General features: G+C 37.0%; 13 protein-coding genes and 1 pseudogene. 8 read left to right on the top strand and 6 right to left on the bottom strand.

The features are described 5' to 3' along the window. The 6 genes and pseudogenes from C4E06_RS09170 to C4E06_RS09145 form a co-directional block, all read left to right on the top strand. A pseudogene (locus C4E06_RS09170) lies at positions 1–974 on the top strand (hypothetical protein); the annotation flags it as partial. Further along, a complete protein-coding gene (locus C4E06_RS27750) occupies positions 974–2,980 on the top strand; it encodes an ATP-binding protein (RefSeq protein WP_198648454.1) in 2,007 nt (668 codons plus the stop codon). The pseudogene C4E06_RS09170 and the gene C4E06_RS27750, both read left to right, overlap by 1 nt. Further along, positions 2,937–3,482 carry an RNA-guided endonuclease TnpB family protein gene (locus C4E06_RS09160; RefSeq protein WP_107667801.1) on the top strand — a complete coding sequence of 182 codons (546 nt, stop codon included), beginning with the start codon at positions 2,937–2,939 and terminating at the stop codon, positions 3,480–3,482. The genes C4E06_RS27750 and C4E06_RS09160 overlap by 44 nt, the downstream gene beginning before the upstream one ends. A 233-nt stretch (positions 3,483–3,715) precedes the next feature. After that, on the top strand, positions 3,716–3,943 hold the full coding sequence (locus C4E06_RS09155; protein ID WP_107667800.1) for a DUF104 domain-containing protein: 228 nt from the start codon (positions 3,716–3,718) through the stop codon (positions 3,941–3,943). A 219-nt stretch (positions 3,944–4,162) separates the two neighbouring features. Next, positions 4,163–4,843 carry an ATP-dependent Clp protease proteolytic subunit gene (locus tag C4E06_RS09150; RefSeq protein WP_107667799.1) on the top strand — a complete coding sequence of 227 codons (681 nt, stop codon included), beginning with the start codon at positions 4,163–4,165 and terminating at the stop codon, positions 4,841–4,843. A 32-nt stretch (positions 4,844–4,875) separates the two neighbouring features. Next, positions 4,876–5,475: an ATP-dependent Clp protease proteolytic subunit gene (locus C4E06_RS09145; RefSeq protein ID WP_107667798.1), complete on the top strand. Its 600-nt coding sequence runs from the start codon at positions 4,876–4,878 to the stop codon at positions 5,473–5,475. Positions 5,476–5,567: 92 nt separating this feature from the next. On the opposite strand, the gene C4E06_RS09140 is transcribed toward C4E06_RS09145, so the two are convergent. The 4 genes from C4E06_RS09140 to C4E06_RS09125 all read right to left on the bottom strand — a co-directional run bounded on the left by C4E06_RS09140 (position 5,568) and on the right by C4E06_RS09125 (position 10,344). Continuing rightward, entirely contained in the window at positions 5,568–5,786 is a 219-nt protein-coding gene (locus C4E06_RS09140; protein ID WP_107667797.1) for a hypothetical protein, read from the bottom strand. Beyond that, complete coding sequence (locus C4E06_RS09135) at positions 5,776–6,186, bottom strand: hypothetical protein (RefSeq protein ID WP_107667796.1); 411 nt, start codon at positions 6,184–6,186, stop codon at positions 5,776–5,778. Before C4E06_RS09135 ends, C4E06_RS09140 begins: the two co-directional genes overlap by 11 nt. Positions 6,187–6,494: 308 nt before the next feature. After that, on the bottom strand, positions 6,495–7,790 hold the full coding sequence (locus C4E06_RS09130) for a flavohemoglobin expression-modulating QEGLA motif protein (RefSeq protein WP_107667795.1): 1,296 nt from the start codon (positions 7,788–7,790) through the stop codon (positions 6,495–6,497). Positions 7,791–8,043: 253 nt separating this feature from the next. Next, on the bottom strand, positions 8,044–10,344 hold the full coding sequence (locus C4E06_RS09125) for a cation-translocating P-type ATPase (protein ID WP_107667794.1): 2,301 nt from the start codon (positions 10,342–10,344) through the stop codon (positions 8,044–8,046). 156 nt (positions 10,345–10,500) lie between these two features. Between C4E06_RS09125 and C4E06_RS09120 the strand changes: the two genes are divergently transcribed. Together C4E06_RS09120 and C4E06_RS09115 are read left to right on the top strand one after the other, a co-directional pair. Next, on the top strand, positions 10,501–10,872 hold the full coding sequence (locus C4E06_RS09120; protein WP_107667793.1) for a hypothetical protein: 372 nt from the start codon (positions 10,501–10,503) through the stop codon (positions 10,870–10,872). Positions 10,873–10,983: 111 nt separating this feature from the next. Next, entirely contained in the window at positions 10,984–12,156 is a 1,173-nt protein-coding gene (locus C4E06_RS09115) for a DUF4336 domain-containing protein (protein ID WP_107667792.1), read from the top strand. 285 nt (positions 12,157–12,441) lie between these two features. On the opposite strand, the gene C4E06_RS09110 is transcribed toward C4E06_RS09115, so the two are convergent. Next, on the bottom strand, positions 12,442–13,644 hold the full coding sequence (locus C4E06_RS09110) for a glycosyltransferase family 2 protein (protein WP_107667791.1): 1,203 nt from the start codon (positions 13,642–13,644) through the stop codon (positions 12,442–12,444). Positions 13,645–13,669: 25 nt separating this feature from the next. Further along, positions 13,670–14,872: a glycosyltransferase gene (locus tag C4E06_RS09105; RefSeq protein WP_107667790.1), complete on the bottom strand. Its 1,203-nt coding sequence runs from the start codon at positions 14,870–14,872 to the stop codon at positions 13,670–13,672. Between the last annotated feature and the right edge of the window lie 76 nt (positions 14,873–14,948).

The raw sequence follows: 14,948 nt of genomic DNA, 5'->3' as shown, positions 1-14,948 counted from the left end.
AAAAGCGTAATTCACTCAGTTCTTTATATTCTATCCTTCCTAAGATATTTAAGTTTGATAATTATACTCCTGAGTTAGATAAACTTGCTATTATTGCTGTGTCTAGTCGAGAATGCGATCGCAAGTGGACTAATACCTATCAAAAAAAGAATCTGATGGGGAAAGTTATTTGTTTACATCGTCAACAAAAAGATAAGACAATTCGACTGTATAATCAAGGGACATTTTCGAGTAATTATGACAGTGAAGAGATTTATAAACACCCTGATATTCTAATCAACAAAGTGACTGAACTATACAATCAAGGATACCATCATTTTTTATATATTGCTAAATCTCCCTACTCCAACTATTTAAACATTACAGGAGAAGATAGAGAACTATTTTTTATGTCTCCTGATGTCATTAAAGCGTTGAAATTAGGTAAAAATGACATCAATATTTATCCTATTTTCTTTGATAAGTATTATGTTGTTAAACTTCAAGAAATTAATGCTGCTTCTCTGTATATTCAAGATACAACAGAATTAACACAATTAGTTAAAGATCAAGCAGATGCAAGTCAAAGATCAATGGTATTCTTTAATCTTTTTAATGGTATTACCGTAGGGGATGATAAATCATATAATGGGGTTATATCCTACACAACCTTATTAAACATTTATAATGATACTGAACACGAAAAAACAATTTCTCACGGACTAATTAATGATACCCAATTAAAACAAGATATATTAAATTATCTCACTTTGTTTCATTTTTCCCGTTATGAAGCAACAGCAACAAAAAAAAGACCAATTAGTTTAAAATTAGATCCTTATCAAAATTTAATAGGAGATAATTCTGTTGGTGCATTATCGATGTTAAAACATAGTAAGAAGAATAATCAAAATATTGAGTTTAATTCCCTTGCTTTTTTAACAGAAGTTAGGAGATATTTATACGATAAACGTCAGAAGGAGGAACAAGAATAATGTCAAATAAAGGTAAAGAAATTGAACTCGGAGAAAACTTAGGATTTTTGTTTGAAGTAGGGTTTAATATTGGAATGCTTACCTACATCAAACAAAATGATATTAAGCATAACTATGGTGATTTATATTCCGAAGATTTACAACAATTAAAGTTTAGTAGAATCATTGATAAGTTAGTAATAGATGAAAGAGTTGTCAGTGATTCAAATCGTAAAATTGTTAAAGATTGGGTTTTGTTTTTTCTACAAAAAGCTTTTTTGTCAGGACTGAATTTTTTACAAGAATATTTTGAAGCAGTAGCAATTAAAAAAGAAAATTATAAAAAACTAGAGATTCTTTATTATCAATGTTGTTTTTACGGTAATAATAGTTTAGGAACCAATATAAATAAAGCAGATAGCGAAGTATATAAAAATGTTCTTCAACAGTTAGAAAATATTGAAAATGTTGAAACACATATTAATCAATATAAGGAAAAGGGAGAATTTTTAAAAGCTGATAGTTTAATATTGATTCAATATAAAAAAAATAAAACTATTTTATGTATTGATTATTCTATTTTTGCTATCCGAGAAATTCAAGATTTAGACGATCTTCGTAGTGTTGAAGTTTTAAAAAGAATTTTATTAAAAGAAATTGCTTATTTAAGAAAAAAGAGTGTTTTTGCTAATTTAGGACTGGATAGCAAAACTCCTAAAATTAATTTATCTGAACATTTAAAGTATCATTACAAAGCATTTGTAACCAAAGACAAAGAAAGTATGAAAATGATACAAGCAGGAAGTTATGCTTATAGTTTTTATAATTTTCTGAACAAAGAAAATTTATTGAATGATCAAGAAAATATTAATTTTAATATTATTGGATATAGCGATCGCGGTATTAGTTCCTTAACTTTAACAGATGAAGAAGAACATATCAATATACTCAAAACTTGCTACGATATTTATACTAACAAAACTCATAAAGAACTACCAGAAGCGCGTCAAGATATATTAATGGTAATTAAACGTCAAGCAACACAAAGCTTTATTGATGGAAAAAGGTTCTTTAATAAACTAATGGAAACGAAAAATAATAATAAACCCATACACTCATTAACTCATACAGAAACCATTGATAATTTTTTAAGTCCTATTGATACTATTCCTACAGAAATCTCTACCAAGTTAAATTTAGATCCGAAACTAGACTTAAGAAATGCACATAAAGAACTGATTCAAAGGGAATTAGAATCTGATAAAAGCTACTTATTTTTAACAGGAAATCCTGGAATTGGCAAAACGACAGCTATTACAGAATTTCTCAAACAACCGAGGATAACAGATGAAGGATTTTTATTTTTTTATATTAGTCCAAGAACACAAGTTAATCTAGATATCTTTGAAAAGTTTACCGATAAAAATACGGGTCAACTGTATGATGATAGAATTTTTGCGATTACCACTAATTCTATTCTTATTAAGTCTAATAATGGTAATTTAACCGTTAATTATCGTTCAAATAGCTATCAAGATAAGCATTTTGAACATCATAATGTACATTTTATTGATCAATCTCATGAACTAGAATATAAACCCTCAAGTAGTGGGGAAACCTACCGTCATAATGAAGATACGTTAAGAGATCAACCGATCAATAGTAAGGGAGTTTTACAGAGTATTTGTGAAGCATCTAATACCCTGATTAAAGATGAACTATCTAATAATATTATTGCTACGGTTGCTATGCAATCATTCAAAAAAACACAAGGAGGTAGAAATACATTTTTATCCCACTTTAAAAAAATATTTAATAGTGCTTATAACTCTAGAAAAGATACATTTTTAGAAGAGAATATGAAAGCTATCTCTAGTCGAATTAAACATATTTTCATTATGATTGATGAGATTACAGGAGATGAAAGTGGGGTTTACTTTCTCCATGAAATTCATAAGTTTTTTAGACAATTTAAAGATGAATATGGATTTAATTATAAAATTATCATTATGGAGAAACAGAAATAAGGTACACAGCAACCGTCGTTCTGGAATCTCTGCATCTAAAAATGCGGTTAAATATTACCAGAAACTAAGAAAAAAGCATAAAAGAATAACCAACATTCGAGAAGATTTTCTGCAAAAAACCACCACATTATTGGCCAAAACTTATCAACATATTCTCATAGAAGATTTAAACATAAAAGGGATGATGGCTAACCACAAATTATCCGATGCCTTATCTAATTTAGGATTGTATCGTTTTCGAGAATTGTTGAGTTATAAACAAGAATGTTTTGGCTTTTTGTTAACCATAGTAGATAGGTGGTTCCCCAGTTCAAAAACTTGTTCAGTCTGCGGAAATATACAAGATATGCCCTTATTTGAAAGAGTTTATTATTGTCAAAATTGTGGCCAAGTTATGGACAGGGATCTCAACGCCTCAAAAAATATCGAAGGTTGGATCAAGAATGCCGATGGCTTATCGGTGAACGCCTGTGGACAAGAAGGAGCCGTCTCCCTTGGTTGAAGCAGGAATTGAACAACAAGCCTGTCCAGGTTTGTCTAGGTTTCATGAAGCAGGTGAGACACATCACATTGACCAGGTGACGGTTATTATTGCCCCATCTCATCAAATCAATGAGAATTAACACATGAGCTAAGGCAATCGCCCATTCTTTGTGGAGTTTTTCCGAGATATTCCAACTCAGAATAATTTTCTGCGCCCAAACTCATCATCCATCTCTAGCCAAGTTTAGACTTATGTTGAAGAAAGTAAAAGCCACTTATCACAACGGTACCTTTATTCTTAACACTCCCTGGGATTTACCGAATAATACAGAAGTAGAATTAATGGTGAGTTGTCCGTCTGAGTATGGCGAGGATGTGCTAGATAGAGAAACTCGTAAAGAAATTCTTAACGCCTTGTTAGCTCGGATGCGTCAAACCGCTTTAATGGCTGAGACCAATCGCATTACCCTTTCAGAATAACTGATGATGCTTAACTTTATATAAACAATTCCCTCGTCTTGAATCCCTTCTACGTCTTAAATTCCTAAAAATAAAGATTTTCCGTCTCTAAATATCTGCTCGTGATCACAAAATTAGGTCATTGAGCAGCTTTTTTTTGCAGAATGCCTACAATAATTCGTTAAAATCAAAGTCAGAGCAATTATTGTTCATCACCTATTGAGAGAAAACAACCGACCAATGGAGATTAAAGCTGTTCAAGCTGGTTATTACGGAGATTCTAATTTTCGCACTCCGCCACCAGATTTAGAATCCTTACTACTCAAAGAGCGTATCATCTATTTAGGGCTACCTCTATTTTCCTCTGATGAAATCAAGCAACAAGTGGGTATTGATGTTACTCAATTGATTATTGCTCAATTGTTGTATCTACAGTTTGATAACCCTGATAAACCGATTTTCTTCTACATCAACTCTACCGGAACCTCTTGGTACACTGGTGATGCGATTGGTTTTGAAACCGAAGCCTTTGCCATCTGCGATACCATGAATTATGTTAAACCTCCCATCCACACCATTTGTATCGGCCAAGCGATGGGAACCGCTGCCATGATTCTCTCCGCAGGGACAAAAGGCTGTCGTGCTAGTCTTCCCCATGCTACCATCGTTCTCAATCAAAACCGTTCGGGAGCAAGAGGTCAAGCCACGGATATTCAAATTCGGGCGAAAGAGGTTTTGCATAATAAGCAAACTATGTTAGGAATTTTGTCCGAAAATACTGGACAAACCCCCGAAAAAATCGCTAAAGATATTGATCGCACTTTCTATTTAACCCCCGAAAAAGCTAAAGAATACGGGTTAATTGATCGTGTTTTAGAAAGTACCAAAGAACTTCCCAAACCCTTAAGTCCTGTTGGTTAATTTACTGTTTACCTTTACTTTGAGTTAAGCTTATGCCTATTGGTGTTCCTAGTGTTCCTTATCGTCTTCCTGGTAGTCAATACGAACGATGGATTGATATCTATACTCGTTTGGGCCAAGAAAGAATTATTTTCCTCGGTCAAGAAGTAACCGATGGTATCGCCAACCGTATTGTTGCTTTACTGTTATATCTTGATTCTGAAGATCCCAGTAAACCCATTTATCTTTACATTAACTCCCCTGGGGGTTCGGTCACTGCGGGTATGGCCATTTACGATACCATGCAGTATATTAAGTCCGAAGTGATTACCATTTGTGTCGGTTTAGCTGCGTCGATGGGGTCCTTTTTATTGGCGGCAGGAACCCCCGGCAAGCGCCTGGCCTTACCCCACGCGAGAATTATGATTCACCAACCTATGGGGGGAACCGGAAGACGACAAGCAAGCGATATTGAAATCGAAGCGAATGAAATCCTCCGTATTCGCGCCCAGTTGAATCAACTGTTAGCGAATCAATGCGGACAAACCCTCGAAAGGATTGAAAAAGATACGGACCGAGATTATTTTATGTCTGCTGAAGAAGCCAAAGAATATGGCCTAATTGATAAGGTAATTGAAGAAAGAAGTCTTTAATTATTTCAATCACTTGGTAACGGTTGTATTGATACTATCCCCCATGATCTTATTAAGGTTATGGGGGTACTTTATAGGAATTATCCGAAATTTTACCTAGGAATCAAGGGCGTAAGATGATAAATACGGCCAAACTTAGCAGCAGTATTAATATCATTTTCACGCAAAGCTAAACGAACGTTATCTAATTTTTCTGCATCTTCTAAAGAAAGATAGGGAGACCAAAAATTATCATTGTAAGTAATATTAACTTCAATTTCTGCCATATATTCTCCTTCATGAATAATTTTAGTTTGTTTTTTAGTTTTCATTGTTTTGTTCTTTCTCTTTTGTCTGACTCATCAAAAACAATCTTAACTTTAATAAACTAAAGGTTTGACCTAAATTAAGAGGTAATAAAGAAATTCCTTCTAAACGAGATTGTACCCAACCGTCACCCCATAACCATTCGTGATAACCATCAATTCCTTGTTTTAAAATCATTCGTAAACAGTTATCATCAGCAATCTCTACATGATGCTCAATGGTCACTAATCCCAGTTTACTGCTAAACTTTGAACCAGTGATTAACTTATCAGGAACATCAGAGGATAACGTCTGAGGGATTAACCATTTTTTTAAGTGATTACTATTTAATAAACTATCCCGAATCAGATCATGATCTCCAGGAACTGCAATACGTAATTGACTCTGTTGAAAGTTGCCTAACATTTGATTATTTAAACTGGTTCACTAAATTTAAGTATACTATCTTAATTTAAGATAAACTATTTGAGCAATAAATTGATAAATTTATGAAAACTTAAATCAAAATCTTTTAAAATTTAAGAAAATAAACCTCTATTAATAGTTTCTTTCCTTTCACTGCTGCAATATTTACAAATTTTAAGGGGTAAAGGCAACAGGAACGTCGTCTCGATTTCTTGTTGCCTTTACTGATGTATTGCGAACCGATGTCGTCTACCCAACAAATCATCAAACAGCGATCGCGGTCCTTGAAAAATAGGGTTGGCCACAGTTCACTCCCTGGATAACTTGACCACTGGCGCACTCTCCAGAAGCTTGTTGGCAACCACCAGCAACGGTTCCATCTCGATCTTGTTCATAAAAATAGAATAAGTGAGCAGTGACAGCAAATAGCGAGGGTCACTCACCCAAGGGGGCAGATGGCGAGGGGCCCGGCACAGTCCCATTGCGTAGAGTTCACAAAGGGCGGGAATGTCCATAAAATCTAGCTTACCGCAGAAGAGTAACGCCAAACAGTCAGAACGTCCAGCAGCAAAGAAAGTGCGGATGGCACTCGCAACCCCTAGAAGTCCAAACAGATAAACCACATCTTTCGTGAAAGGTGCGCCACCTCTAATATCACCACCCCGAAATACTCGCCTCGCATTCTCAAACGCTTGATCACGGTTATTAACCCGTTCTAAAAAATAGCGATAGACTTCTAGAAAATCTGCCCCTTCAACCGCCATCTGGATGGCAAACACTCGATCTGCCAGCCGTCGCAGCCGATCTAATTCCATCGAACCACTGACAATTTCGGCATAAACCGCCAGTCCTTCCTGGGTTCGGGTTGTGCCGGGATGTCCCGCGGCCAAGATGGGCAGGTCAGTCTGTGCCTTCCCATTCAGGGAGGTTGTAACATGAATATAGGCTTCGTGGTTTAAAAGTTGGCTGGCATCTCGGTCGGTGAAGCGAGCTTCTCGGCGGATTTTGATGGTACTCGCCGTTGCTAGAGCATTAGCAGAAAGCTTATCGACCAATTCCACTTTGGGAGCATCCTCACCAAAATGATTTTGCACGGCACGTTCAATGTCCCTGGCCACTTCTTCAGCCCGATGATACTCTGGAGTGGCAATATCCATCTCGATATGTGCCAGTTGATCGATGGTATCGCAAATGCTCTGGGACAGTTCTAGGGGCGTTATGGGAAAGTAACGCAGAGGAGTGGTGGGTTCCCCATAAAGCTGTCGGGAATATTCAAAAAAGGCATTGTCGCCGACGACTGAGGGGGAGAGCATCCTCGCAGCCAGTTCGAGACTATTCGCTTGCCGTTCGAGCCAGAGATCGATCGGGGAAATCGGCACGATTGAGCGACGTGCCTCCCTTACCGCTTCGAGGGTAGGAGTGGGATCAATGGGAGTATAAGTGACTTTGGGAAGCTCTTGGGCTTTTTTGGCAAAAAACGCTTCTTTCACTTCAGGTGGCCACGCAATTGTTTTTAAAATGCGAATTGGACGACTGGCTTCGTATAACAAACTGGCTATCTGACGAATTCGGTCTTTTTCGCCATCGCTGACTTGACTATCCATCTCGGTTTATCTTTCAATTTGATGAGGATTCGACAAACTTTTGCCCTGATTTCTCCCCATCTTGGAGTAGCCAGAAATTTAGCTTGTCCTAAAAAATTATAGAGGTTTCCCTAGAGTGATAAAGGAAAGATATATTTTTCTTTAATAATTTAATGAATCATTCTTTTTTTGTTAAAAAAATCTAATAAAGTAGGCTTGATTGAGGCTCTGTTTGAATCCTTTAATTAAGTGCCAGTATCATTTAAAAACCTGATTATGGCTGAAAATTCCTCAATCTCAAAGCATTGGAAACCACAGAAACGGAACTAAAGGCCATGGCTGCACCGGCAATCATCGGGTTTAATAAGACACCAAAGAAGGGATATAAAATACCAGCAGCAATGGGGATTCCTAACGTATTATAAATGAAGGCAAAAAAGAGATTTTGACGAATATTTTGCATGGTTGCACGACTCAAGGCTATAGCGGTTACAATCCCCTGTAAATCCCCTGAAATGAGGGTAATATCACTGGCCGACATGGCCACATCTGTACCGGTACCGATCGCCATTCCTACATCTGCTTGAGCGAGTGCCGGCGCGTCATTAATACCATCCCCTACCATAGCGACGATTTTACCCTGAGATTGCTGAATTTCTTTCACTTTATCGGCTTTTTGGTCGGGATGCACTTCTGCAAAGACATGGAATATTCCCACTTCATCGGCGATCGCTTGGGCGGTTTGTTGGTTATCTCCCGTCAACATAATCACTTCTAAGCCCAATTTTTTCAGCTTTTTAACCGCTTCAACGGAGGAAGGTTTCACCGCATCAGCAATGGCAAATAAGCCTTTTATTTCCCCATTAACAGCAATCCAGGGGGTTGTTTTTGCTTGACTTTCCCATTCTTTTGCTTTGTGCATCAACTCATTAGTATTAACCCCTATTTCTTCCATCCATTTCTGTGTACCGATTTGTACTAAGTTTCCGTTTATTTTTCCTTGTACTCCTTGACCTCCTATGGCTTCAAAATGCTCAACTTTCGGTAAGTTATTAGAAACCCCTTGAGATTTAGCATAATTAACAATGGCTTCTGCTAAGGGATGTTCAGAATTATGTTCAATAGCTGCTGCTATTTCTAAAATATTAAGCTCGTTATTATTAGCAATTCCATCTAGTGTAATATAATCCGTAACAGTGGGTTCTCCTTGGGTTAATGTACCTGTTTTATCTAAGACGATCGCTTTAATTTTATGTGCTAATTCTAAACTATCTGCACCTTTAATTAAAATGCCGTTTTCGGCTCCTTTACCCGTTCCTACCATAATTGATGTGGGAGTTGCTAACCCCAAAGCACAAGGACAAGCAATAATTAAAACACTAATAGTTGCTACCAATGCTAAGGATAAATTTTGAGCAAAAATGAACCAACAAATAAAGGTAATCACAGCAATACTCATCACCCCAGGAACAAACCAAGCGGTCACTTGATCGGCTATTTTTTGAATAGGAGCTTTACTATTTTGTGCCTCTTCAACTAACTGAATGATTTGGGATAAGGTGGTGTCCTTGCCCACTTTTTTCGCTTCAAATTTAAAGCTTCCTGTCTTATTAATAGTTGCTCCGATAACTTCATCTCCTGCTTGTTTTTCAACGGGTATGGATTCCCCAGTAATCATGGATTCATCTAAGGTAGATTGTCCTTCAATAATCACCCCATCTACGGGAATTTTTTCCCCTGGCCGCACTAAAATAATGTCACCGATAACCACATCTTCTACAGGAATATCGAGGGGTTCCCCTTTACGAATCACTCGCGCTGTTTTTGCTTGTAATCCCATCAAGTTGCGAATGGCTTCTGATGTTTTACCCCTGGCTCTATTTTCTAACAATCGACCCAATAAAATTAAAGTAATAATAACAACAGCCGCTTCATAATAAACATCAGCATTTAACCCTTGAGAGATGAAAAAGCTAGGAAAAAATGTGGCGAATAAAGAGTAAATAAAAGCAGCCCCCGTTCCCAAAGCAACCAAGGTATTCATGTCAGACGTACCATGTTTTAACGCTTTGATCGCTCCTGTATAAAACCCTTTACCGCACCAAAATATCACAGGAATACTTAAAATTAACTGTAACCAAGCATTATGTAACCAATTAGGAATAAACGGAATAGATACCCCTATCATCATGGGTAATGACCCAAAAATTAAGATCAAACTAACCACAGCCCCCACTATGACTTTTTGGGTTAGTTCTTGTTGTAAATAAGCCCTTTTTTCCTGTTCAATATCCCCCGTTTGATTATTTTTTTCCTCTTCTAAAACATAAGCTTTATAACCTGCTTTACTCACCGCAGCTTGTATGGTTTCTAAATCAGTAATTTTGGTATTATATGTTACCGTTCCTCTTTCTAAGGCGAAATTTACACTACATTCTTCTACTCCAGAAACTTTATTGATGGCTGTTTCAATCGTCCCCGCGCAAGCAGCACATCCCATTCCTTCTAACTGTAAAGTTTCTTGTGTCAAATCACCATTTTTATGAGAAGATTTACGGTGTAGGGGAGTTTTCATATTGTTTGTCTTTCCTAGCTTTCTTCTATGATATAAAATACTTTTTGGTCGGGACAGGCAAGCATTATTACCCCCAAATCTAAAGCATTCCTAAAATATTAGGGGGGTTTTGAAAGTCTTACCTATAATTGCGACCAAATACCTTTTTTTTGAACAATGAAAATAGTAAGTAAATTAGAGATTATCGCTGTTGTTACCTTTTTATCTTTATCATTTGGCAATCAATCAGTCCTCAGTAAAAATAATGGCATAAATCAGCTTAGTAAGGTACAAAATGAACAATCCCAAACCATCCTTACTAAAATAGAGAACAATCGTGTTTCTTCTGATCAACTTCTGACTGTTAACAATTCTTTAGTATCTTTACCGATTCCTGAACCCCTAGGAATCTTATGTATTTTAGGAATGGCGGGAATTAGTAGTTTTCTGAAGTTGAAAATCGCTAAGATTAAAAGTGAAAAGCGATCAGCAGAAAAGGTAGAAGAGGAAACGTTACCAGAAAAGTCAGCGCAAGTATTCAACCAATAAAAATGTGATTCTTGTTTTTCGGGTGCCAGAAAGATTAAAATAGTTCAGTTAGCTTAAAATCAGGTTAACCGATGGACGAAATCAGGAGATTAGGGGGTACGTGGCACTAAAATGACCGAATCAGGTAACATTAGTCCTAAGGATATAACTTGGCCATTTTGGCCGGTGGTACCCCTCTACCCCTATAGTCAACGTCGTACCCTCCGCAAAGAAATCGTCAAAGATACGATCTGGACGTTTGAGCAATGTCAGGGGATTTTCTATGTGGTTGTCCCCATTCGCATGACGGTGGTGAAACTCGCTAAGGGTGGACTTTTGGTTTATGCACCGGTGGCCCCCACCCGTGAGTGTATCCGTCTGGTGAATGAGTTAGTAGAGACTCATGGAGCGGTTAAATATATCATTTTACCCACAGTTTCTGGTATTGAACATAAAGTCTTTGTCGGGCCTTTTGCCAGATGTTTCCCGAAAGCACAAGTTTTCGTCTCTCCAGATCAATGGAGTTTCCCCGTTAACCTCCCTTTAAGTTGGTTAGGGTTTCCTCTCAAACGAACCCACAAACTGCCCTTAGAGAGTCAGAATAGTCCCTTTGCGGATGAATTTGATTATGCCATTTTAGGGCCGTTGGATTTGGGTTTAGGGATATTTGAAGAAGTGGCTTTTTATCATAAGCAATCGCATACTTTATTATTAACCGATTCGATCATTTCGGTTCCCCATACTCCCCCCGACATCGTACAACTTGATCCCTATCCCCTATTATTTCATGCGAGAAATAGTAGCTTAGACAGGAGTGAAGATACCCCACAAAACCGGATCAAAGGATGGCAAAGAATTGTCTTATTTGCTCTTTATTTTCGTCCCCATGCTTTAGGAACTGTTAATTGGGGTAAAGTCGTTAAACAGGCGTTAAAATCCCCTGAACGGTCTAAAAAAGCCTATTTTGGACTCTTTCCCTTTCAGTGGGATGATAGCTGGAAATTATCCTTTGAGAAACTTCATTATCATCCCCTGCTAGTGGCACCCATTTTACAAGGCGTGATTTTAAATCGGAACCCATTAGAAGTGTTAACTTGGGTTGATCGCGTTTCAAAATGGGGGTTTGAGCGCATTATTTCGGCTCATTTTGATGTGCCAATTTTAGCCCATTCTGAACAGTTTAGACAAGCCTTTGACTGCCTTCGCCATCCTAATTACAACTTAGGAAACCAAGATTTTCAACTCATACAAGACATCGATAAAAAATTAACGAAACTGAGGGTCACCCCTCCCCCTCAATTGTAACGTAAATCACAAAGATCCTAGTTAAAATTGTAGAGGAGCAGGGAGTAGGGAGCAGAGGAGACTGTTTGAAAAGGGTGTAGGGTGTAGGGGGGCAATTGATGGGGATTCAAACCCACACCCAGGAGCGAAGGGACGATAAACAATGAGAAACAGGGATTTAACTTGCTTATTGCCTATTGCCACCCCCTCTAACTCCCCCTTGTGTTAGGGGGAGAACCCTTGCCTATTGCCTCTTGCCTATCCTCATTAGCTGATTTTATCGAAGGTGCAAGATATGAGTTAAACTTATTTACTGTTCACTATTTCATCTCTTTCTGTTCTTACCCATTGTGACTGAGGTTTAACTAAAAAGGCAAAATAAAGGGGAATTTTCCATAATAGATAAAACGGAATGCTAAGTAAGGCAAAACCGGGAATCTCTTTACGTCCAAATTTAGCCCAACCCATTAAAACCCCTGTCATTAAACAGAATCCTGCTATCAATAAAATGATAGTCGGTAGCCACGATAAACCCAAGAACCCTGCAATAATTGTAATAGTAACTGTCCCTATCCATAACATGACTAATAAGGATAAAGGAGGAACACTTAACTCTAATGCTAAGGCGATTAAATCAAAACGTCTTTGAGTAATTGCTGCTTTTAATAGTCTGGGAACTTGATTTAAAATTGTCTGAATATGACCGTGTTCCCATCGGGTTCTTTGGGTTTTTGCTGCTGAACTTTGTTGCGGAAGAATACCAGTGATGATTGCATCTGGACAAAAAATAGGTGAATATCCACATAAAGCTAGATCAATTCCTAATTGCATATCTTCAACAATATTCCCACTCGCTAAAGAAACTTGTTGCAATGCTTCCCAAGGAAACGCCATTCCTGTTCCGGCTAATAAACAAGGAAGTCCTAGGCGAGATAAGCCGGTAAAACGAACTTTATTTTTAACTAAAACAGCTAAAGCAGAAATTAAATCTTTTGGACTCGGATCTTGGGGTTTTTCTAATAAATATAAACCTTGTACAGGTTTTTGAGTAATAAAAGATTGATGGACTAACTTTTTAATGCTTTCAGGGGCCAGATAACAATCGGCATCGATTAAGATAATAATATCTGGAGACTGATTTTTGAGGTAATTTAATCCATAGTCGAGAGCATAACCTTTACCTCGTCTTTCTTGATCATAACGTTCTAATACTGTCACTCCATATTGTTGAGCAATTTCTGCGGTTTTATCGGTACAATTATCAGCAATGACAATAATTTTCTCTGGTACATCAACTTGATTAATGATAGATTTTAAGGTGATCTCAATAACAGTTTCTTCATTATGAGCAGGAATTAAAATATTGAAGTCAACTTTATTATCTAGTTGAATTTCTGATTTTTCATTCCCAGGAAATAAAGACATTAAACATTCAACAAATAAGACAAAACAGGGAATTAAAATCAGACCAGAAATAAAGGTTAGTAAGATTTCTAAGAAGAGTATCATCGTTTAAACTTTAAGAATGATTAATTTAATGAATAGACTGAAATAATAATTTCAATTTTTCTGCTTCTTGGGTAACATTATGGTTGTCTTTGACCATTTTTACCCCATTTTTACCCATGTTTTCTAATTCAGAAATGGGAGTATCTAAAACGGTTTTCATGGTGTTAACTAAGGCTTCAACGGAACCAGCAGGAACCAACCAACCTGATTCTCCAGGAATGACTAATTCAGGAATTCCAGCAATATAAGTGCTAATAACAGGACGACCTAAAGCCAGACTTTCCATAATAACAACCGGTAAACCTTCGGCAAAACTAGGTAACACCATAACTTGTGATTGTAAGATATATTTTTGTACTTCTGCTTGAGTCGCCCATCCTGTAATCTCTACTGTATCCTTTAAATTAAAATGGTTTATCGCCTCTTCTATCGGTTGTCTTAAGTCTCCATCCCCTACTAAAAATAACTTGAAATCATATCCTTGAGACACCAATTTACTGGCCGCTTCTATTAATAGATATTGACCTTTTTGTTCACTCAAACGACCCACAGAAACAAAGCAAGGTTTTTCTGCAATGGGTTGGTAAGGAAGATTAAAAAAAGCATCATCAACCCCACAATGAACAATCTTAATTTTATCCCAGTCTTTAAAATCACACCAGCGATAAAGTTGACTTTTTCCATAGGAACTAATGGCAACCACAAAAGCTGCTCTTTTTATTTTTTCAGGTAAAGCGATCGCCTCAACTTTATCAAACTCCTCTGGCCCATGAACCGTAAAACTATAGGAGATTCCAGTTAACACATTATTAAGTAACAAAACCGTAGTCGAATTCGTGCCAAAATGAGCATGAAAATGGCTGATTTCTAGATGAGAAAATCGGTCAACTAAAACACAAGCTTCGGCTAAATAGGCAAAATTCAAAAGTAAGCCTCGATCAGAATTTAAACCAATTTTTACCGTTAATTGAAATGCTTCTAACCACCGTTTGGGTCGCGTAATAGCCACCTTAAGAAAACTAATTAATAAACCAATAATTCCCACATCTAAGATGATATTCGTTTTCCTTAATTCTTTTTGATCAGCCTCATCAATTAATGGGTCTTGACAAGTCCGAATTGAAAACCGTGTAATGGAAAGTCCTAAAGATTCTAATCCTAGAATTTCTCGCCGGATAAAACTATGACTAATTTTGGGATATTGATTAATTAAATAAGCAATTTTCATCTTATTGTTTCCTAGGATTTAAATCCATCCTTTGGCTCATGTTTCTAGAATACAGGGAAATTTGTTATTTTTCTTC

Origin of the sequence: Cyanothece sp. BG0011, from assembly GCF_003013815.1 — a bacterium.
Lineage (GTDB): Bacteria > Cyanobacteriota > Cyanobacteriia > Cyanobacteriales > Microcystaceae > Crocosphaera.
The sequence above is the reverse complement of the archived record's forward strand: the minus strand, read 5'-3'. Positions and strand labels throughout refer to the sequence as shown.